Origin of the sequence: Euzebya pacifica (assembly GCF_003344865.1) — a bacterium.
Lineage (GTDB): Bacteria > Actinomycetota > Nitriliruptoria > Euzebyales > Euzebyaceae > Euzebya > Euzebya pacifica.
This window is the reverse complement of sequence record NZ_CP031165.1, coordinates 3325386-3346242: the sequence shown is the minus strand read 5'-3', so window position 1 is coordinate 3346242 and position 20857 is coordinate 3325386. Positions and strand designations below refer to the sequence as shown.

Below are 20857 nucleotides of genomic sequence, written 5' to 3'. Positions count from 1 at the left end.
ACCCCTTGGGGTGCCGGTTCCGGCATGTCAGCAGCCGGAGGTGCCGTCACCGCCGGTCGGGATCCGGATCCTGACCGTCGTCCCCCGGTCGGGGCCGGTGACGACCGACAGGGTCCCGCAGAGCGACTCGACACGGGCGCGCAGCAACGCCAGCCCGTGGCCCGGTTCGACGGTCCCGTCCCATCCGGGTCCGCTGTCCTCGACCGCCAGCTGCACCAGCCCGTTGCGGAACACCACCGACACCCGGACCGGTCCGGTCGTGTAGGCCGCGGCGTTGGCGAGCATGCCGGCTGCCAGCTCCATGATCCTCGACTCGTCCGCCGGCGGGCCCGTCCCCGCCACACATATCGTCGTGCGGCCCTGCAGGCCGAGCGACTCGACCTGCAGGGCCAACCGGTCCCGGAGGTCTGCCCCGTCGGATGCATGGAGTGCCGCCAGCAGCTCCCGAAGCAGCTCCTGGGCGGTCCCGATGTGCGCCCTGACCGCGTCGGGACGGTCGGCGTCCCAGCTGGCGAGCGTCAGCATCGGCAGCACCTGGTCGTGCAGGGCCAGGCCCAACCGGAGCCGTTCCCGCTGGTCGGCCCGGGCGGCCGCCTGCGCCAGCCGTTCGTTGAGGACCTCCGCGGCGCCGAGCTGTCCGCGGGTGTCGTCCCACTCGCGGAGCACCTGCAGGAGCCGGCTGACCTGCAGTCGGGTGGTGCGGTCACCCACCAGCGGCTCGACGAAGACGACCCGGTCGAGCTGTTCGACGACCTCGTCGATGGGGGCCTTGCGGAGCGCGAGGGTGACCCGGCCGAGTTCCTGGATCTGCGAGGACCGGCCCGCGATCCAGAACACCGCCCACGACAGGATCGCCGCGCCGACGACGACGATGCCGTGGAGGTCGCCGAGGACCGCGACGGCGGCCACGGCGAACGACAGCAGCCAGGGGGCGAACAGCCATGCCCGTCGCAACGACGGCAGGTCCACGATCGCGCCGGCGGGGGCGGCGCCGCACGCCCACATCGTCAGCCCCATGAGGACCATCGACATGACCTCGGCCACGATTGCGGCGGCGACCAGCGCGGCCGGGAGGACCATCGGCCCGGAGGCCTCGCCGGCCAGGACCACCCAGGCGGCCGTCCAGCCCGTCAGGGCCCGCACGACCCGGTTCGCGACGGACCGTCGCAGCGGCCCCTGGCCACGGAGTTCCTTGGCGTCGATCGGCCCGAGGATGCTGACCAGTGCCACGCCGGCGGGGCCGATGGCGGTCGCGGCGAGGACGAGGACGCCGACGTTGCCCTCCAACAGGTAGGCGACACCCCGTTCCCTGCAGGCGAGCTGGAACTGTGCGGCGAGGAACACCGGGACGAGCCACGGCAGCCAGACGAGCGGGCCGACGCCGATCCCCGCGGCGGCCACGACCGCGATGGCCGAAAGGGCCGACAGCCACACCCATCCGGACAGCGGCAGCGGCGGCACGCGACGCGCTGTCGCGGCCTTGCCGGGGGCCTGGACGGCCACGTCGTGCTGTGCTGACACCTGTTTCGGCTCCGGTTCCCTCGAACCCTGACGAGGTCGTCCTGCGCACCGAGGGACGACAACCCGGCTGCCCTCCTCCCGGCAACCGGCGCCGAGGCCCATCCCAACGAGAACGAGAGGGCCTCTACATCGGAGCAGGCTACCCGTACGTCGGCGTGCCGGCGAGGACTCGCGGGAACGTCAGCTGACTAGCCCATGTCGGGTGGTCACTCGTCGAGGGCGACCGCGAGACCGATGAGGATGTCCGCGTGCCGGCGGTCCAGCCGTTGGTTGCCGCGGGGACGGTCCGCATCGGTGCAGCACAGCCGTTCCACGGCGGTGACGAACTGCCTGAACCGGCCGGCGTCGATGTGGCCACGGAGCGCGTTCGCCTGCCCCTGGTTGCCGGGCCGGTCATCGGCGGCCAGGAACACGTCGACGACGTCACCGACGTCGGCCGGCAGGACAGTGACCGTGTAGGTGTGCTCCACGACGGTCTCGTGGCCGGCCGTGTCGACAGCTCGGGCAGTCACGGTGTGCTGACCGGGGCCCTGGACAGCAGCGAGCGTGTCGACCTCCTCGCAGTCCAGCACCGCGACCCCGGACGTGGCGTCGTCGGCGTCGCACCCGATCTCGATGCGGTCCGCGACCGTGTAGGTGTCCTCGGCGCCGGTGAACACCACCGTCGGCGGGGTCGTGTCGACGTTGACTCCCGAGACGACGAGTGCTGCCGTGTTGCCCCATCGGTCCGTGGCCTCCACCGCCACCGACTGGTTGGGCCCGTCGACGTCGAAGGCGTGCGGGGCCGGACACGTCGTCACACCGGACGGGTCGTCGCACTGGAACGCAACCGTCGGGGTGGCGGCGTGCCATCCGGCACCGTTCGGCTGCCGGTCGAACGCGGCCGTGATCGTGGGGGCGTCGGCGTCGGTGACGACGGTCCATCGCCTTGTCTCCGTCGTGGTGTTCCCGGCGACGTCGGAGACCGTCGCGACCGCGACGACGTCGACCGACCCAGGGTCGGCCGGTGTTCGGGTGACGGTGACCCGGCAGGTCCCGTCGACCGTCGACGTCGTGTCGGTCGCGGCGCACGACGGCGGGACCTCGTCGACGTCACGGACGATGGCGCCGTCGTCGTGGGCGGTGAGGACCAGGGTCGGTGGGACGGTGTCGACGGCGACCGCCGTGACGGTCGTCGTGGTGTTCCCTGCCCGGTCGGTGGCGTCGGTGACGACCTCCTGGCCGCCACCGTCGGTGGTGACGGTCACGTCCGCCGGGCAGGTCTCGACCCCCGACACGGCATCGTGGCAGGCGTGGCCGATCGTCGGTGCGGTCGTGTGCCAGCCCCGATCGTTGGCGGCTGGGGAGACGGTCACGTCGACCTGTGGTGGGGTCGCGTCCAGCGAGACCGCCACGCTGCCGAGCGTGCAGTTGCCCGACGGGTCGCAGGCCGGTTCGGACCGGACCTGCTGGTCGGCCCCGTCACCGTCCACGACCACCGGCGGAGGGGGTGTGACGGCCGCCCCGGAGTCGTCGGTGGCCGTCCAGGTGATCGTGACCGGGCCGGTGTACCAGCCGGACGGATCGGGGGTCCTGTCGGGGGTACCGGTGACGGTCGGCGGGGTGCTGTCGGGGGCGACGGTGATGACGAACGCTGCCGTCGTCGTGCCGGCCGGGCCGGAGCAGGTGACCTCGAACGGCCAGTCCCCACCGACGGTCGGGGTGCCCTCGATCGTGCCGGCGTCCAGGGCGAGGCCCGGTGGGAGGGTGCCGTCGGTGACGGCCCAGGTGTCGCAGCCGGTGGCGCCGTCGACGTGGAGCGCGACGGTGTACGGGTCGCCGGGGGTGCCGAGTGGCGGCGTGAGGACGATGGCCGTCGGGGCGGTGTCGTGGAGGCCGGTCGCGTCGGTCACGGTGACTTCGAACCGGTGGGTTCCGGCCGTCAGCGGGGTGCCGGTGAGGGTGCTGTCGTCGGTGAGGTCGAGGCCGGCGGGCAGCTGGCCGGTGGTGACGGACCAGACGTGTGGCTGGTGGCCACCGTCGGCGGTCAGCGTTGCGGCGTACGGTTCCCCGGTCCGGCCGTCCGGGAGGGTGGTGTCGGTGATGGTGACGGGGGCGACGACGGTGATCGTGGAGGTGGTGTCGGTGCAGGCGCCGGCTGGGTCGCAGGCCTCGACAGAGACCGGTATTCGGTCGTCGACGGCACGGCCGGTGCTGTCGAAGGTGACGGTCGAGCCGGTCGGCTGGGTGCCGTCGAGGTCCCAGGTGAACACCAGCGGGTCGTCGTCGGCATCGGTGCCGGTGGCGGTCAGGTCGACCGTCGCACCGGCGGGCACCGTCCACGGCCCGTTGGTGGTGACGGCCGGGAAGTGGTTGGCTTCCACGACCGTGACCTGCAGGGTCGCGGTCGCGGACGTGGGTGCGGTGTCGGTGACGGTCACGTCGACGGTGGTGGTGCCGGCGGTCGTGGGTCGTCCCGACAGTTCACCGGTCGTGGGGTCGAGGACGATGCCGTCGGGCAGCTGGCCGTCGGTGATGGTCCATCCGTACGGCGGGGTGCCGCCTGAGGCGGTGAGGGTCGTGGTCCAGACGAGGCCGGTGGAGGCCTCCGGGAGGGTGGTGGTGTCGACGGCCAGTGGGGTCGTCGGGAGCAGCTGGTTGCAGTCGGGGTCGGCGCACCAGGGTTCGTGGGCGACCCCGGCCGAGACCGGCGAGCCGGTTCCGGTCGGGGCGGGCCCGTCGGCGGCGCCCCACCAGTTCTCGATCGCGTCGACGCTACCGCTGCCGGATGCGGTGATGCGGTCCAGCAGGTGGGAGTGGCGGAACGTGGCGGTGCCGGTGACGGTGTGCTGGCTGGCCCCGTCGATGCGGGCCCGGGTGGCGTCGAGGGTCCCGGCGATCGTCAGGCCCGCCCATGTGCCCGTTGCCTCCGGGGCCAGGGTCACGGGCGCGGCGGCGGTTCCGTCGAGGGCGAGCCGGCCGCCGGCGGCGACCGTCAGCCGTCCCAGGGGGACGAACCGGATCTCCACGCCGGGTTCGACGGCGAGGTCGGCGCCGTCTGGGACGGTGTGGGTGGCCCCATTGTTGTTCTGGCGGAGGAACAGGTAGGGGAGGTCGGTCCCGCCGAGGGTCGTGACCACCTGTGGGAAGGTGCCGTAGGCGACGCGGACGACTGCGCCGTCGGCGGCGTCGATGTCGACGAGTCTGGTGCCGGCGGTGATCGGTGAGAGGGTGATCGGATGGGGGCTGCCGGGAGCCGACAGCCCCTCGACGGAGGCCGTTCCGACGGTGAGGGACGCGGCGGTGCCCGTCTCGGTGTAGGTGTGGTCGATCAGGTCGACCGATGCTGCGCCGGACCCGGTGACCACGCCGTGGGAGGAGGTCGAGCGGGCCATCGTGACACGGCCGCCGTACTCGGCGACGACGGTCCCGGTGAGGGTGCTGTCGCGGATGTCCGCGACGCCGCGGACGGCCATCAGGGTGCTCGGGCCCGACAGGTCGGCATGGCGGGCGACGACGGTCCCATGGGCGGTGAGGCCGGACCACGTGCTGCCGTCGACCGCGGCCAGCGACACCGGCGCGGACGCCGTGCCCCCGAGTGTGAGTCGGCCGCCGTCCTCGACGGTCAGCCGGCCCGACGACACGAAGCGGACGTCGACGCCGGGGAGGAGCTGCAGGTGGCCGCCGGCCGGGACCGTCTGCGTGTGTCCGTAGTTGTTCTGGCGGAGGAACAGGTAGGGGAGGTCGGTCCCGCCGAGGGTCGTGACCCCCTGTGCGAACGTGCCGTGGGCGACGCGGACGACCGCCGTTTCCGGGGCGTCGACGGCGGTGAGGGCGACCCCGGCGCTCCCGGGACCTAGGTAGATGGGGGTCGTCGAGGTCGTGGTGAGGTCGTGCGCGTGGCCGTGGGTGATACGCGACAGCTGCAGCGCGTAGCCGCTGCCGGTGTGGTCGAGGCCGTCGACGTGGACGGTCGTGCCGGTACCGGATGCCAGGACGGTCCCCGGGGTCGTGAGGTCGGTACCGACGAGGGTGCTGCCGTCCTCGAGCTCCACGACGACGCCGGTGTCGGTCAGTTCGACGCCGGCCAGCGTGGCGGTGCCGTGGACGGCGACCGGGCCGTGGGAGATCCGGGCGTGCGTGGCCGTGAGGGTTCCGTTGACGCGGATGCCCGACCACGGGTCGATGGTGGTCGACTGGCCGTCGTTGCCGATGTCGCCGCCTGCGGAGTCGTCGTCGACGCTCGTGGCGACCACGGGGTGGGTGGCGGTGCCGTGCAGGTCGAGGGTCCCGTCGACGACCAGGAGGTCGTATCGGTCGGCCTTGATGACGGTGCCCTCGCCGGCGGTGACGGTGACACCTTCGGGGATGGTCGTGTTGGCGGGGTTGACGACGTAGGTGGTGAAGGGCTGCAGCTGCAGGTCCCTGCTGATCGTCCGGGCGAGGTGGACGACGGGGATGTCGACGGGGACGTAGCGTGCCCGGCTGTACGCGCAGCCGTCGGGGGCGGTGACGGTCGCGGTCACGTACTCGCTGCCGGCGGAGGCGAACCGTGCGGTCGTCGTCGGGCCGGTCGTGGCCGGGTGGTCGGTGACGGTCCAGTCGACCGTGGCGCCGGCGGGCAGGGGCCCGTCGAGGGAGAACTGCACGTCGACGTCGGGTGGGATGGGGAAGTCACGGTCGGCGACGACGTCGAAGTCGAACGGGTCGGCAATGGTGATCCGGTGCGACAGTGTCCGGGTCGTTGTCCCGTCGGTCACCTGCCCGAGGAGGTCGTGGCTGCCGGGGCAGGCGTAGGTGTGGGTGGTGGGGACCTGCGGTGCCCCGGCGGTCGTCGTGGTCCCGTCATCGAAGTCCCACGTGGTCACCAGGTCGGTGGTGTCGCCGGACTGGGTGGCCCATGACGTGGAGGCCTCGACGGTCCGGTCGTCGACGTCGACGATGGTGCGGCCGACCGCAAGTGACGTGGTGAGCGCGTTGACGGTGGTGGTGAGGGTCCCGATGCCCTGGACGTGGATGCGGACCTCGTCGGTGGGTGCCCATGCGGCTGGGAGGGACAGCAGCGCGGGGCTGTCCGGTCCGATCGGTTCGGTGGTGACGGCCCCTCCGGCGGTGTGGTGTTCGACGACGAGGTCGATGGGGCCGCGGTTGCCGACCATGAGCGCGGTCGGGCCCTTGGGGACGAGGGCGACGAGGTCGGCGGTGCCGTGGGCGCGGAGGAGTTCGGCCCAGCCGACGATGGTGGCGTGGAGGTCGGCGACGAGCTGCTGGTCCTGGGTGAAGCGGAGCAGCTGGTACTCCGCCTCCAGCGTCTGTGCGTAGTCGGCCTCGGTGGTCTGCAGTGCGTCGGCGACGTTGGCGACGAACCCGGCGGTGAGGTCATCGCCGGCCTGGGCGTAGGCGGCTGCGGGGTCCCGGCCGCCGAGGCGGTACCAGGCGTAGGTCTCCAGGACCGCGCGTTGTTCCTGGCTGAGGGCGACCTCGACGAACACGTCGACGAGGTGGTCGATCCGTGCCTCGGCGCTGGCGAGCTCGGAGAGGAGCTGCCGGGCGACGATGCTGCCGAAGGAGGCGGCGTGGCCGATCACGCCCTCGAGGACGGCGTCGCCGATGGCCAGTGCGGTGTCCTCGAAGTAGCCGGTGATGGTTGCCAGCTGGTAGGAGGACACGCCGAGGAGTGCGGTTCGGAGTGCGTCCTCGCCGGTGTGGAGGGTCGCGCCGACCCGTGCGGACGTCGTCCACAACCGCAGCGTGTCGCCCTGGGGGCCGTCGAGCATGGCAGCGAGGTCGTCATCGGAGGCGTCGGCGGTGGTCACGCCGAAGAACTGGCGGAGCCAGTCGATCGTGACCTGGTCCGGGTCGGGGTCCTGGGCCTCGGCGACGGCCGGGGGTGCCCCGACGGTCAGCCCGGTGAGGAGCAGCACGACGACGAGTGCGCCTCCGATGCGACTGGAAACGGCCCGTGACAACATCTGTCCCCCACCCGGTGTGACCTCTCGGACGCGGTCGCGCCCCGGGCCAGAACCTAACCGGCGGCAGCTGGTATTCCAACACCGGTGTTCCCGTGGTGGCGGGCCGCTACAGGGACGGCGAGGTGCGTGGCAGGGCCCGGGTTGGAGGATGCCGGGTGGTCGAGCCAGGGGGTGGGGGAGGAGGGCGCAGCGGGTTCTCACCACGTCTCACACTGCGGGTCCGTGTGCAGACAGGTGGGGTCGGGTGCGGTGTGGGCGGCGGCGTTCGGCATCCCCGTGCTGCGGCGGATGGAGGCGACGTTCGCCGACCACCGCACCGTCCTGCTCGAGGGGGCCAACCACTACTGGCAGGACGACGCGCCCGAGGCCGCGTGCCGGGCCATCCGCGACTGGTTCGCCGACTCCGCCGGTGACCGGGAACCCGTCTGACGTCCCCGCGGCCAGCGACCACCACGACATGGCACACTCGGCAGTCACCCATGCCTGCAACAGATCGCTCGAAGCTCGTGTACGCCACCACCCTCGTGGTGGCGGTCGTCTGGATCGTCCTCGACCAGGCCACCAAGATCGCTGCCGTCCGCAGCCTCGAGGGGCAGGTCCCCAACGACCTCGGCCCCCTGGTGCTCCGGGTGATCCGCAACACCGGCGGGGCGTTCTCCCTCCCGCTGCGGCTGCCCTGGGTCTTCGTCCTCGTCGCGATCATCGTCACGGTGCTGGTCATCCGGGCTCTGCCACAGACCAGGTCCCTGGGCCTGGCAACCGCCTACGGACTGGTCGTCGGTGGCGCCATCGGCAACGGTGCGGACCGCATCTTCCGGGACGGTGCGGTGGTCGACATGCTCGACCTCGACTTCGCCCCCCTGCAGAACTTCCCGGTCTTCAACGTTGCCGACATCGGCATCACCGTGGGGGCCATGCTCGTCGCGGTGCTCATGGTGCTGGAGGACCGACGACTGGCGAGGGAGGAACCCGCCGTGCTCGAGCCCCTCGGACACGGCGGCGCTGCCGAGCCCGACGCGGCCGACGTCCAGTCCGAGACCGACACGCCGACCGACACCCCGACCGACACCCCGACCGACGAGGCCGAGCGCCCCGTGCAGGTGCCGCCCGGCACCGATGCCTGACCCGGTGGAGGACGCGACCACTCGCGTCGTCGGTGCCGACCACGCGGGCCAGCGACTGGACAAGGCCCTCGCCGCCCTCCTCGGTGAGTCCCGGGCCCACGTCCAACGCCTGATCGACGCCGGCCTCGTGACGGTGGACGGCGAACCGGCCAACAAGTCGATGAAGCCGGAGACGGGGCAGACGATCACGATCGGCACCCCCGCGCCGGTGGTCATCGCACCACCGCCGGAGGTCCCTGTCCGCTGGGAGGACGACCACCTCGCGGTCGTCGCGAAACCCGCTGACCTGGTCGTGCACGCGGGCGCCGGCGTGCGGGGCCCGACCCTCGTCGACGCGTTGCTTGCCCAGGGCATGACGCTCGCACCGGGCGAGGACCCCGAACGGCCGGGGATCGTGCACCGGCTGGACCGGGGCACCAGCGGTCTGCTGGTCGTGGCGAAGACGCCCGAGGCCATGCTCGCCCTGAAGGCCATGTTCCGCATCCACGACGTCGACCGGGCCTACTGGGCGCTGGTGGAGGGACTGCCCGACCCAGCCGAGGCCAGCATCGACGCCCCCATCGTGCGATCGCCCCGCAACCGCACGACGTTCACCACGGGCGACGGCGGCCGGGACGCCATCACGCACTACCGGGTCGAGACCTACCACCCCGTCACCGACACCACGGAGCTGGAGGTGACCCTCGAAACCGGACGCACCCACCAGGTGCGTGTCCACATGCGCGCGGTGGGTCGCCCCGTCGCCGGCGACATCGCCTACGCCGCCAACACCGTGCTGAGCCGACGGCTGCGGCTGGAACGCCAGGCGCTGCACGCCAAGCGGCTGTTGTTCGCCCACCCGATCACGGGCGAAGGGGTGGAGGTCACCGAGCCGCTGCCCGACGACCTCGAGCTCGCCCGTCAGCGGGCCGCCGGATAGGCCGACTCAGCTCGCGGCGCCCTCGGCGACGAGCGTGTCGACCAGGGCCCGCACCAGGCCGGGGTTGCCGTCGGTGGCCCGTTGCACGGCACGGCTGACCCGGCCTCCGGGCGCCCCGAGCCCGGCGCTGACGACCATCTCCTCGACGTCCCGCGACGACAGCGGACGCAGCCGGGTGACCTCCAGGCGCGGATCCTCCAGCATCCGGTGCACGGCGGCGGGCGTGTCCTCGGTCGTGCACAGCTGGGCGATGACCAGCAGCCGAGCGGCGCGAACCCCCTCGACGGCCTCCGGCAGCGCCAGCAACGCCGGCAACGGCAGGCGCTCGAGGTCCTCGAGCACGACGATGTGCGGGGCGGGCGGAACCAGCGCGGGAGGGATCAGGCCACGCAGCGCGGCCAGCCCCCACCCGGGCACATCCGGGTGGGCGTGCCGCACCTCGATCGGGTCCCGGCTGCGCAGCGGCGCCAGCACCACATCGACCAGCGTCGACTTGCCGATGCCGGGCGGGCCGGCCACGACGACGACGCCTGACTCGCCGTCGAGTCCTGCAACGGCACGCGCGGTGAGGGCGTCGACCTCCCGTCGACGCCCCACGAACGGGGTCATGGCGTGCAGCTGACCTTCTCCTCGGCGTCGCACCGTCCAGCGGCGGGTGGGGGCGCCGGGTCGACGCGGCGGCGACGACGGGGCGGGGCGCGATCCCGGGATGGTGCGGTCGATAGCCTAGTGGCCTCCCGACCCGAGAGCGAGACACCGTGTCCGACCGTTCGTACGACCTCGTCCTGTGGGGCGCCACCGGATTCACCGGCCGCCTCGTCGCCGCCCACATCCGCGACCATGCCCCCGCCGACCTGCGGTGGGCCCTCGGCGGGCGTCGCCGCGACGCGCTGGACGGCGTGGCCAGCGACCTCGGCATGCCGGACCTGCCGATCGTCGTCGCCGATGCGCACGACCGCGACGTCATGCGGGCGCTGGCCGCCGACACCCGGGTGGTGTGCACCACCGTCGGTCCCTACGCCGTGCACGGCACCGACCTGGTCGCCGCGTGCGCCGAGGAGGGCACCGACTACTGCGACCTGACCGGTGAGCTGCAGTGGATGCGGCGCATGATCGACGCCCATCAGGCCGACGCGGAGGCGTCGGGGGCGCGGATACTCCACGCGTGCGGGTTCGACTCCATCCCCTTCGACCTCGGGGTGGTGTTCACCCAGCAGGTCATGCAGGACCGCCACGGTGCCCCCGCCGCGGTCGTGCACGGGCGGCTCAAGGCGGCCCGTGGGGCGGCGAGCGGCGGGACGGTCGCCAGCATGGTCAACATCCTCGGCGAGGCCGTGACCGACAGCGACACGCGCAGCCTGCTGCGTGACCCCTACGGCCTGAACCCGGTGGGGGAGCGGCAGGGGCCCGACGGGCTCGAGCGGATGCTGCCCCAGCGCGACGACGACTTCGGGGCCTGGTCGGGGCCGTTCCCCATGTCGCCGGTCAACACCCGGGTGGTCAGGCGGACCCATGCCTTGCTCGGCCACCCGTGGGGGACGGACTTCCGCTACGACGAGGCGATGCTGACCGGCAGCGGGCCGGTCGGTGCGCTGACGGCTGCCGGCATCGGCGTCGGGATGTCGGTCGGCGGTGTCGTGGGCGGCCTGCTCTCGGCCGCAGCGCCCACACGCAAGCTGCTCGAGCGAGTCCTCCCCGACCCGGGGACCGGCCCCTCACCCGACGCCCAGGAAAAGGGGTTCTTCGACGTCCGCTTCGTCGCGGAGGACCCGGCGTCGGGGACGACCCTGCGGACCCGCGTGCTCGGCGATCGCGACCCCGGCTACGGCGCCACCTCGCGCATGCTGGGCGAGACCGCCCTCGCCCTGGCCGCCGGCGAGGCGACCGTCGGCGGCGGGCACTGGACCCCCGGGGCGGCGCTGGGCGACAGCTTGCTGCGTCGTCTGCCGGCCGCCGCCGGGGTGACGTTCACCGTCCTGGACTGACCGTCGCCGCCGGGGACCGACGCGCGGGCTACCCCTCGGTCGCGTCGGTCTCCACGACCGGCACACCGGGGACGTAGGTGCCGCTGGTCGGGTGGATCTCCAGCCACGTCGCCCCGGGCGCGAGCGGCAGGTCGCTGCCGTCGGCGGTCGTGAACCGGTACTGGTCCTCGGCCGTCGGCTTGGACCAGGTGCCCTCGAAGACCTGCCCGTCACGATGGATGCGGGCGGGGCCCTCGCCGAGCACGACGACGGGTTCGGCCTGGCTGCCGGTGGTCTCGACGGTCAGCACGACGACGTTGGCGGCCACGATCGGGGCACCCTCGACGTTGCGGTCCGGTTCGCCCGACAGGTGGGGAGTGCCGTCCTGGGAGCGGACCCACCCGTCGTCGGACCACGTCCAGCCGCTCTGGGTGCGGAACCGGCCGTAGTCGACGGTGAACCCGTCAGTGGCCGTGCCGCCCGCGGGGGTGGCCTCGTCGAAGGCGAACACCGGGGTGGCGCCGGGACCCGTGGCGTCGGGGAACCGCTCGCGGATGGTCTCCAGCGGGATGAACAGGTTGTGCGGTGCCGAGCGGGTCCCCTCGCGACGCCAGCCGGCCTGGTTGCGGTCGTTGACGACGGTGTTGGAGAACCCACCGTCGATGGCCGGGTAGTTGGGGCCGGCTGCTCCAGAGAACGCGAAGATCGGTTCGAAGGCCCCGAACAGCTGGGGGTCGACCCGTCGGCCGCTCCGGACCGGACCGACCTCGCCGCTGCCGTCGGAGTGGAGGATGGCGACGAGGCGCGTCAGCCCCTCGATCGGTTCGACGATCACGACGTCGGCGTCGGCGAGACCGACCTGCGGTCGCGCATCGATGTCGTTGTCGATCTTGACCGCGACGACGGACAGGTCGAACAGGGCCTCGTCCTCGATGTCCTCCCCGGTCAACGGGGCCACGGGACCGGGTTCCTCCGTCGCCTCCGGAGTCGGCTTCTTGGTCGGCTCCTCGGTGGGTTCGGGCTCGGGCTCGGAGGTGACCTCGGCGACGGGGGTCTCGGTCGCCTCGACCTCGGGGTCGCCCCCACCGCAGGCGGCGAGGAGCGAAACGAGCAGGAGCAGGGTCAGGAGTGGTCGCAGGCGCAACGGATCATCCAGGATTCGGGGACAGGGCAGGACAACCAGCGGTCATGGCACCCCGCCGGTGCGCTCCCATATTGCCTCAGGTCGCCACGGCACCGGAAAGGACGTGCGTCCGGTCCTCGCGCGGCGGCTCAGCCGACGGGATGCGCCTCGACCCGTCCGGCCGTGGCCTCCAGCAGCGCCTCGGGGAAACCGTCGACACGTGCCAGCGGCAGGGACACCCGTAGCCGTACCGCTGCGCCGTAGTCGGCGTCGGTGACGGTGGCGTCGTGCCCGGCCAGCACTCCCTCCACCGGGCCGGAGAGGTCGTAGGGGTGGTCGATGACGAACACCGCAACGCGCGGACGCACGACCCGGTCCGCTGCGTCCAGCACCGCGCCGGCACACCCGCCGTAGGCCCGAACCAACCCGCCGGTCCCGAGCTTGGTCCCCCCGTAGTAGCGCGTCACGACGACCACCACGTCCGACAGCCCCGCTCCACCGATGCGCCGCAGGATCGGCGCACCGGCCGTCCCGCCCGGTTCCCCGTCGTCGCTGGACCGTTCGCGTCCCTCCGCCAGGCGAAACGCCCAGCAGTGATGGGTCGCCGACGGCTCGCGGTCGCGGATGCTGGCCACGAAGGCCAGGGCCGCGTCGTCGTCGCCCACCGGGGCCGCATCACCGATGAAGCGGGACCCCTTGATCCGATCGACCTCGAGGGTCAGGGGCCGGGCGAGGCCGGTGATCTCGTGGTTCGACACCCCGTGGATGGTGACACGAGGCAGCGGCGACCCGGGGCCGCCATGCGGTGCAGGGACCGGTCAGGTGTCGTTGGACTCCTTCTGGCGGATGAAGGCGATCAGGCCGTCGACGGTCCCGACACCCTCCCGTTCGACGTAGGCGGCCGCCCACTCGAAGACCTGCTCCCGGGTGAAGCCCCTGTCGGCAAGCCGATCGGCGGCCTGGTTGGCCAGCAGGTGCACGCCCTCCTGCTGGTCGGCGTCGGGATAGGTGGCGTCGACGTCCTCGTCCGCCGGTCGTTCGGGATCGAGTCGTTCGCTCATGGGTCACTCCTGGTCGTACGTGCGGTCGTGCGGTGCGGTCGTCGCGGGTTGCAGTCGACCAGACGGGTACCCGAGGAGGGACAGCGGAAACCGGTCGTGGTCAGGACTCGGGCTCCTGGAGGTTCGGCCACGCAGCCCGCCGGGTGTGGCTGAAGACCATCGACGTCTCGATGCTGTCGATGTGGGGCCACGACGTGAACGCGTCCATGGTGAAGTCGCGCAGGTGGTCGGCATCCCGCAGCACGACATGGACCAGGAAGTCCCTCGCGCCGGACACGTGCCACACCCCGACCACCTCCCGCAGGGCGTCGGCGTGCTGCTGGAAGGCCTCGACGACGTCGCGGGTGTGCTGGGTCAACCTGACGCCCACCAGCGCCTGCAGGCCCACCCCGAGGACGTGCGGGTCGACGCGGGCATGGAACCCCTCGAAGGCCCCACGTTCCTCCAGGTGCCGCACCCGGCCGAGGCACGTGGACGGGGCCAGTCCGACCCGACGGGCCAACTCCTTGTTCGGCGTCCGTGCATCGTTCTGCAGGAGGGCCAGCAGGTCGAAGTCAGTTCGATCGAGATCGCGCATGGGTCGAACATACCGTGAACTATTCGATGGACGACGGGTGGGGTCGCACAGGATCATGGAGATCATGAGCCACGCCGAACCTGATGCCGTCGACCATGTCCTGACCCGCACCGTGCACGCGGGCCGCGATCAGCTGCGGTCCCTGGGAGTCCACACCCCGCCGTTGGACCGCAGCACCACGTACCCGCTGACCAGCCTCGATGGGGGCACCGCCTCGCTCGACCAGCTCGCGGGCGGCGCACGGATCGCGGAGAACCCCGTCTACCAGCGGCTGCACAACCCGACGGTCGCCCGCTGGGAGGACGCCGTTGCCGGGCTCGAGCACGCCGACACCGCGGTTGCGTTCTCCTCGGGCATGGCCGCCATCACCGCCACCGTCATGGCTGCTCGCCTGGGAGGCGGGGACCATGTCGTCGCCGTCCGCCCGATCTACGGCGGCACCGACCACCTGCTGGCGACCGGGCTGCTCGGTGGCAGCGTGACGTGGGCCCGACCCGAGGACGTCGCCGGGGCCATCCGTCCCGACACCGGGCTGGTCCTGCTGGAGACGCCGGCCAACCCGACCCTCGCGACCGTCGACATCGCCGACGTCGTGGCGCAGGCGGGCACCGTGCCCGTCGCGGTGGACAACACCTTCGCCACGCCCGTCCTGCAGAACCCGCTGGACCACGGCGCCGCCTACGCGATCCACTCCGCGACCAAGGCGCTGGGTGGCCACGGCGACGTCACCGGGGGAGTGGTGGCCTGCAGCGAGGCCCTCGCCCAGCCGTTGCGCCAGGTCCGCATCCTCACCGGCGCCCTGCTGGACCCGCAGGCGGCATGGCTGCTGCACCGCGGGCTGCCGACCCTCGCCCTGCGTGTCCACGCCGCCCAGGACAGCGCGTGTGCCCTCGCGCAGCGGCTCGCCCTGCACCCCGACGTGGTCGACGTCCGCCATCCCTCCCTCCCCGGTCAGGATCCGCTGGGCCTGATCCCGCGGCAGATGGCCGGTCCCGGCCAGATGATCGCGTTCCGCGTCCGGGGCGGACATGCCCGGGCGGCCCGGATCGTTGCGGCCGTCGAGCTGATCACGCCGGCGGTCAGCCTCGGGTCGGTCGACACGCTGATCCAGCACCCGGCGGGCCTGACCCACCGGGTCGTGGCCGCGGACGCGCGTGACGAACACGGCATCGGCGAGGACCTCCTGCGCGTGTCGGTCGGCATCGAGCACCCCGATGACCTGTGGCGAGACCTGACCCGTGCCCTGCAGGTCTCCGCGCCCGTCGACCGACCGCTGGAGACCGTCTCCTCGTGACCCGGGGAGGGCACGGGTTCGCCCTTGTCCACCCCGGCCCGGACGGGTACCGTCCGAAGCGCTTCCCCCACGAACTCCATCCGTGTAATTCGCGGACCCTCGTCGCGCCGTTCGAGGGGGACAACCACCCGCGGGAAGGTCTTTGCGCACATGGGCGACTTCGCACATCTCCACGTCCACACCGAGTACTCGATGCTCGACGGCGCCAGCCGGGTCAACCAGCTGATGGAGAAGGTCGCCCAGATGGGCATGTCGGCCTGCGCGATGACCGACCACGGCGTCATGTTCGGGGCCATCGACTTCCACCGGGCCGGCAAGAAGCACGGGGTCAACCCCCTGATCGGCTGCGAGCTGTACCTGGCCCCCGGGCCGCGCCACAACACCACCGAGCTGACGCTGGAGGGCAAGCGGTACTACCACCTCACCGTCATCGCCGAGAACCAGGTCGGCTACCGCAACCTGATGAAGCTGTCCTCCCGCGCCTACACCGAGGGGTACTGGTACAAGCCGCGTGTCGACCGCGAGCTGCTGGAGGAGCACAGCGAGGGACTCATCGTGCTGTCGGGCTGCCTCGGTGGCGAGGTCAACCAGAAGCTGCTGGCCGACAAGCGCGACGACGCCCGCGACACCATCGGTTGGTACAAGGAGGTGTTCGGCGACCGGTACTTCGTGGAGCTGCAGGACCACGACATCCCCGAGCAGCACGCCACCAACGGGCACCTGATCGACCTCGCCGGCAAGCTCGACGTCGGGTTGGTCGTCACCAACGACAGCCACTACACCGAGCAGGCCGACTACGACGCCCACGACGCGTTGCTCTGCGTCCAGACCCAGTCACTGAAGGCCGACACCGACCGGTTCAAGTTCCACAACGACCAGTTCTACGTCAAGCCGGCCGAGCAGATGCAGTCGCTGTTCCCCGACCACCCCGAGACGTGGAAGAACACCCTGCTCATCGCCGAACGGTGCAACGTCGAGTTCGACTTCGACACCATGCACCTGCCGAAGTTCCCGTGCCCGCCCGGGCACGACGAGAAGAGCCTGCTGCGCGAGAAGGTGCGGGTCGGTGCGGTCCGTCGCTACGGCGCGGAGGACAACTCCACCTCCTACGACGGGCTGCGCGACGAGGTCCGCCAGCGCCTGGAGTACGAGCTCGGCGTCATCGAGCAGATGGGGTTCTCGGCCTACTTCCTGATCGTGGCCGACATGATCGAGCACGCCCGCAACGTCGGGATCCGCGTCGGGCCCGGCCGTGGGTCTGCGGCGGGCTGCGCGGTGTCCTACGTGACCGGGATCACCGACCTCGACCCGATCCACCACGGCCTGCTGTTCGAGCGGTTCCTCAACCCCGAGCGCATCTCCATGCCCGACATCGACATGGACTTCGACGAGCGCAGGCGCGTGGAGATGATCCGCTACACCGCCGACAAGTACGGCCAGGACCACGTCGCGCAGATCGTGACGTTCCAGACGATCAAGGCCAAGCAGGCGATCAAGGACGCCACCCGTGTGCTGGGACTGCCGTACTCCTTCGGCGACCGGCTCTGCAAGATGTTCCCGCCCGCCGTCCAGGGCAAGGAGGCCCCGCTCGACGATGCGCTCGAGCAGTCCGGCGAGCTGAAGGACGCCGCCACCAAGGACCCCGACGGTCGCAAGGTGATCGCGCTGGCCAAGGGCCTGGAGGGCCTGCGTCGCCAGCACTCCATCCACGCCGCCGGGGTGGTCATCGCCGACGAGCCGATCACCGACATCGTCCCGACCCTGCAGGTCGACGGCAACGGCGAAGTCGTCACCCAGTACGACGGGCGCCAGGTCGAGGACCTCGGCCTGCTCAAGATGGACTTCCTGGGGCTGCGCAACCTCACGATCATCTCCGACGCGCTGGAGCACATCGAGGCGACCACCGGCGAGACCGTCGACATCGACCACCTGCCGCTGGACGACGAGAAGACCTACGCGCTGATCAGCTCCGGGGACACCGACGGGGTCTTCCAGCTGGAGTCCTCGGGCTACAAGGCGCTGTGCCGCCTGATGAAGCCCGACCGCTTCGAGGACATCACCGCCCTCGGTGCGCTGTACCGGCCGGGGCCGATGAGCGCCAACCTGCACACCGAGTACGCCAACCGCAAGAACGGCCTGGCGAAGGTCACCTACATCCACGAGGACGTCACCGAGATCCTCGAGGAGTCCTACGGCCTGCTGATCTACCAGGAGCAGGTGCAGAAGATCGCCCAGAAGATCGCCGGGTTCACCCTCGGTCAGGCCGACATGATCCGGAAGGCCATCGGAAAGAAGCTCAAGGACAAGATGGACGCCCTGAAGGGCGACTTCGTGGACGGCACCGTCGCGTCGGGCTACGACAAGAAGCTCGGTGTCGATCTGTGGGCACAGATCGAGGGCTTCGCGTCCTACGCGTTCAACAAGTCCCACTCCGCCGCGTACGGCATGGTGACCTACCAGACGGCGTGGCTGAAGGCCCACTACCCCGTGGAGTACATGGCCGCGCTGCTGACCAGCGTGAAGAACAACAAGGACAAGCTGCCCACCGCGCTGCACAGCTGCCGCACCATGGGCGTGGAGGTCCTCGTCCCGGACATCAACGACTCCATGATCAACTTCGCACCGGTCATCGGCGTCGACGAGGACGGCAACAAGACCCGCCCGCGACAGATCCGGTTCGGCATGTCGGCGGTCCGCAACGTCGGCGAGGCCGTCGTGTCGGAGATCATCCGGGCTCGCAACAGCAACGGGTTGTTCACCGACTTCCACGACTTCGTGGACAAGGTTCCGATCGGGGTGCTGAACAAGCGCACCATCGAGTCGTTGGTCAAGGCCGGCGGGTTCGAGTCCCTGGGCCACACCCGCAAGGGCCTGCAGATGGTCGTCGAGCCGATCATCGACAACGCCCTGACGATCAAGCGCAAGGAGGAGGAGGGGCAGTACGACCTCTTCGGCGGACTCGGTGGCGGGTCCGACGACGCCGACAACAGCGTGACCGTCGACATCCCCGAGATGGAGTACGACCGCAAGGAGAAGCTCAACGCCGAACGCGAGATGCTCGGCCTCTACGTCTCCGACCACCCGCTGCTCGGCCTCGAACGTGCGTTGTTCGACCTGGCGTCGGCGCCGATCCCGTCACTGCAGGAGGCCAAGGGCGGGGCGGAGGCCACCATCGCCGGCCTGCTGACGTCGGTGACCAAGAAGTTCACCAAGAAGGGCGAGACCTACGTCGTCGGGACCGTCGAGGACCTGGCCGGCGGGATCGAGGTCATGTTCTTCCCGTCGTGTTACCAGACCTACGCCGACCTGCTGGTCGAGGACGAGATCCTCGTCGTCCAGGGACGGCTCGACGACGGCCGCGACAGCATGCAGGTGATCGCCGACCGCGTCTCGCGGCCCGACCTGTCGGAGGCCACCGGCGCGCCGATCCAGCTGAAGCTCGACCCGCGTCAGTGTGCGCCCGAGCTGATCGGCCGCCTCAAGGGGGTCCTGGTGGAACACGCGGGCGCCGTCCCGGTCATGCTCACCGTGGCCAACGGGGGCCCCCGGGTCACCGAGCTGGTGGTGCCCGAGAGCCTCGCGGTGACTCGCAGCCCCGGCCTGTTCGCCGAGCTGAAGATGTTGCTCGGCGCCGAAGCCGTCAGGTGAGGGTGCTCACGGTGTGACGTCGTCGGTGGCCCAGCCCAGCTGGGACCCATCGACCAGCAGCACGCCGTCGCACCGTTCCACGTCGCGGCAGACAGGGGTGACCCGGCTGCGCAGCTTCACCGTGCCGGTCAGGTGGACGCGTCCGTCCTCGACGGTGTGGTGCACGCCGTCCTCCCCGCGATCGGCGAGGACGGCGGCGACCGCATCGGCGATCTCGTCGTCGTCCCGGACGAGGACGCCCAGCATGTCGGACCGGGTGACGATGCCGACGACCCGTGCGCCGTCCATCACGACCAGGCGTGCGACGTCACGGGTGGCCATGAGCGTGGCGGCCTGCCGGACGCTGCTGTCGGCCTCGGTCGTGATCGCCGGCCGGCTGCAGGCCTCGCCGGCGTTGCGTGCCGTCCAGCGCTTCCACGCCCGATGCGCAGCCGGGCCGAGGCCGAGCCGTTCGTCGGCCACACGGTCCAGCAGGTCACGCTCGGACAGGACGCCGATCACTTGGTTGCGATCGTCGACCACCGGCACACCGCCATGGCCCGCAGCAAGCAGGACACCGGCGGCGTCGCGGAGGGATTCGTCCTCCGACACGACGACGAGCTCGGAGCTCATGACGTCCCGGACCGTCAGCGCGACGCGGGTGGCGTCGGACTGGAGCGGTCGGTCGAGGTGGTAGACGTCCTCGACGAGCTCGCGGGCAAGGTGTCGGACCAGCCTGATGGCCGACGCCCTGGCGGTGTCGCTGAGGTAGGTGTTCACCGCGTCGCCGACGGGGCCGAGCGGCGGCTGGTAGTAGCCGACGAGCGACAGCTCGGCGCGACCGTTGCCCAGGGACAGCAGCTCGACCACCCCTTCGAAGGTGGGGAACAGGTGCGGGGCGGGATCGGCCTCCCAACGCAACGGGATCCGCAGGACGTCATCGGTCTCCTCGGCCTGGTCGATGCTGACCCGGACACGCTTGTGGACCTCGACCCCGGCTTGGCGGCTGCGCAGCGTCATCAGCACGCTGCCGTCGCCGTCGGGTTGGGTGACCTCGTCACCTGCCGCCTGCTGGAGCAGCTCGGCGGTCCGCATCATCAACGCCTCGCGGAAACGTTTGGGTTCTCCGAAGACCTCGTGGCTCGCGGCGAGTGTGCGACGCACGGGCGATCACCTCCATGTCGGCAGGTGTCGATCGTGCGCTGCGCGGGCCCGCCGGTCAGGGGCCGAAGGTCCCGGTCCCGCAGGGCCCTCCCTCCTCAACGCTCCCTCGTTGGGGTTGGCATGGGTTGCCCCCAAGCGCCTCCGTGACGGTCGTGGGGCATGCCACGGAGGCGTTGGGGAGGTGCGCCACACTCACCGCAGCAGGGCGGCTGGGTCGACGAACCGCATGCCCAGCCGGATCAGCGACAGGCCGATGGCCTGGCGCAGCCCGCGGGCGGAGCGAACGGGAAGGGGACGTTCGGTGCCGGCCCGGCGGGCCGGCCGACGACTGGGGGGATGCTGGCGACGCAGCGCAGCGGCACGCGAGAGTTCCTCGCGGTGCAACCGGGCGACCTCACCGTTGATGTGGGGCAGCATGACAACAGGACCTTTCGAGCACGATGGCCCGCAGCGGGGCCGAGGGGCCACCACCGGGACAGCGGTGGTGGGTCGAGCCGTCGTGACGGCTCGTCGACAACGACGATGCACAGCC

At 71.4% G+C, this 20857-nt stretch carries 15 protein-coding genes; 6 read left to right on the top strand and 9 right to left on the bottom strand.

The window, feature by feature from the left end:
- Window positions 1-27: 27 nt before the first annotated feature.
- Both DVS28_RS14235 and DVS28_RS14230 read right to left on the bottom strand, forming a co-directional pair.
- Window positions 28-1521: an ATP-binding protein gene (locus DVS28_RS14235; RefSeq protein WP_114592041.1), complete on the bottom strand. Its 1494-nt coding sequence runs from the start codon at window positions 1519-1521 to the stop codon at window positions 28-30.
- A gap of 206 nt (window positions 1522-1727) precedes the next feature.
- Entirely contained in the window at window positions 1728-7424 is a 5697-nt protein-coding gene (locus tag DVS28_RS14230) for a putative Ig domain-containing protein (protein ID WP_114592040.1), read from the bottom strand.
- 270 nt (window positions 7425-7694) lie between these two features.
- On the opposite strand from DVS28_RS14230, the gene DVS28_RS14225 reads away from it, so the two are divergent.
- The 3 genes from DVS28_RS14225 to DVS28_RS14215 are packed head-to-tail and all read left to right on the top strand — an operon-like array spanning window position 7695 to window position 9515.
- Window positions 7695-7901, top strand: a complete 207-nt coding sequence (locus DVS28_RS14225; protein WP_164710536.1) for a hypothetical protein — start codon at window positions 7695-7697, stop codon at window positions 7899-7901.
- 50 nt (window positions 7902-7951) lie between these two features.
- A complete protein-coding gene (lspA, locus tag DVS28_RS14220; RefSeq protein WP_114592038.1) occupies window positions 7952-8596 on the top strand; it encodes a signal peptidase II in 645 nt (214 codons plus the stop codon).
- Window positions 8589-9515: an RluA family pseudouridine synthase gene (locus tag DVS28_RS14215; protein ID WP_114592037.1), complete on the top strand. Its 927-nt coding sequence runs from the start codon at window positions 8589-8591 to the stop codon at window positions 9513-9515. Before lspA ends, DVS28_RS14215 begins: the two co-directional genes overlap by 8 nt.
- Before the next feature lie 6 nt (window positions 9516-9521).
- On the opposite strand, the gene DVS28_RS14210 is transcribed toward DVS28_RS14215, so the two are convergent.
- Window positions 9522-10124 carry an ATP-binding protein gene (locus DVS28_RS14210; protein WP_114592036.1) on the bottom strand — a complete coding sequence of 201 codons (603 nt, stop codon included), beginning with the start codon at window positions 10122-10124 and terminating at the stop codon, window positions 9522-9524.
- 149 nt (window positions 10125-10273) lie between these two features.
- Here DVS28_RS14210 and DVS28_RS14205 point away from each other — a divergent pair, with 149 nt between their 5' ends.
- A complete protein-coding gene (locus tag DVS28_RS14205; protein ID WP_114592035.1) occupies window positions 10274-11500 on the top strand; it encodes a saccharopine dehydrogenase family protein in 1227 nt (408 codons plus the stop codon).
- Between the two features lie 28 nt (window positions 11501-11528).
- Here DVS28_RS14205 and DVS28_RS14200 read toward each other — a convergent pair whose 3' ends face one another.
- The 4 genes from DVS28_RS14200 to DVS28_RS14185 all read right to left on the bottom strand — a co-directional run bounded on the left by DVS28_RS14200 (window position 11529) and on the right by DVS28_RS14185 (window position 14240).
- Entirely contained in the window at window positions 11529-12623 is a 1095-nt protein-coding gene (locus DVS28_RS14200; protein WP_114592034.1) for a DUF3048 domain-containing protein, read from the bottom strand.
- A 128-nt stretch (window positions 12624-12751) separates the two neighbouring features.
- On the bottom strand, window positions 12752-13360 hold the full coding sequence (locus DVS28_RS14195) for an IMPACT family protein (RefSeq protein ID WP_216826038.1): 609 nt from the start codon (window positions 13358-13360) through the stop codon (window positions 12752-12754).
- 60 nt (window positions 13361-13420) lie between these two features.
- Window positions 13421-13663, bottom strand: coding sequence for a hypothetical protein (locus DVS28_RS14190; protein ID WP_114592033.1), 243 nt, complete (start codon window positions 13661-13663; stop codon window positions 13421-13423).
- 100 nt (window positions 13664-13763) lie between these two features.
- Window positions 13764-14240 (bottom strand): Lrp/AsnC family transcriptional regulator, encoded by a 477-nt coding sequence (locus DVS28_RS14185; RefSeq protein WP_114592032.1) that lies wholly within the window; start codon window positions 14238-14240, stop codon window positions 13764-13766.
- A 64-nt stretch (window positions 14241-14304) separates the two neighbouring features.
- On the opposite strand from DVS28_RS14185, the gene DVS28_RS14180 reads away from it, so the two are divergent.
- Both DVS28_RS14180 and dnaE read left to right on the top strand, forming a co-directional pair.
- Window positions 14305-15534 (top strand): trans-sulfuration enzyme family protein, encoded by a 1230-nt coding sequence (locus DVS28_RS14180; protein ID WP_114594188.1) that lies wholly within the window; start codon window positions 14305-14307, stop codon window positions 15532-15534.
- A 150-nt stretch (window positions 15535-15684) separates the two neighbouring features.
- Window positions 15685-19182, top strand: a complete 3498-nt coding sequence (gene dnaE, locus DVS28_RS14175; RefSeq protein ID WP_114592031.1) for a DNA polymerase III subunit alpha — start codon at window positions 15685-15687, stop codon at window positions 19180-19182.
- Window positions 19183-19188: 6 nt separating this feature from the next.
- On the opposite strand, the gene DVS28_RS14170 is transcribed toward dnaE, so the two are convergent.
- Together DVS28_RS14170 and DVS28_RS14165 are read right to left on the bottom strand one after the other, a co-directional pair.
- Window positions 19189-20325: a CBS domain-containing protein gene (locus DVS28_RS14170; RefSeq protein WP_114592030.1), complete on the bottom strand. Its 1137-nt coding sequence runs from the start codon at window positions 20323-20325 to the stop codon at window positions 19189-19191.
- Window positions 20326-20517: 192 nt separating this feature from the next.
- On the bottom strand, window positions 20518-20742 hold the full coding sequence (locus DVS28_RS14165; RefSeq protein WP_114592029.1) for a hypothetical protein: 225 nt from the start codon (window positions 20740-20742) through the stop codon (window positions 20518-20520).
- Window positions 20743-20857 lie beyond the last annotated feature (115 nt).

Excerpts from the sequence above, each read along its gene's own strand:
- lspA (WP_114592038.1), top strand. The coding sequence starts at position 7,952 with ATGCCTGCAACAGATCGCTCGAAGCTCGTGTACGCCACCACCCTCGTG.
- DVS28_RS14215 (WP_114592037.1), top strand. The coding sequence starts at position 8,589 with ATGCCTGACCCGGTGGAGGACGCGACCACTCGCGTCGTCGGTGCCGAC.
- DVS28_RS14210 (WP_114592036.1), bottom strand. The coding sequence starts at position 10,124 with ATGACCCCGTTCGTGGGGCGTCGACGGGAGGTCGACGCCCTCACCGCG.
- DVS28_RS14190 (WP_114592033.1), bottom strand. The coding sequence starts at position 13,663 with ATGAGCGAACGACTCGATCCCGAACGACCGGCGGACGAGGACGTCGAC.
- DVS28_RS14185 (WP_114592032.1), bottom strand. The coding sequence starts at position 14,240 with ATGCGCGATCTCGATCGAACTGACTTCGACCTGCTGGCCCTCCTGCAG.
- DVS28_RS14180 (WP_114594188.1), top strand. The coding sequence starts at position 14,305 with ATGAGCCACGCCGAACCTGATGCCGTCGACCATGTCCTGACCCGCACC.
- dnaE (WP_114592031.1), top strand. The coding sequence starts at position 15,685 with ATGGGCGACTTCGCACATCTCCACGTCCACACCGAGTACTCGATGCTC.
- DVS28_RS14165 (WP_114592029.1), bottom strand. The coding sequence starts at position 20,742 with ATGCTGCCCCACATCAACGGTGAGGTCGCCCGGTTGCACCGCGAGGAA.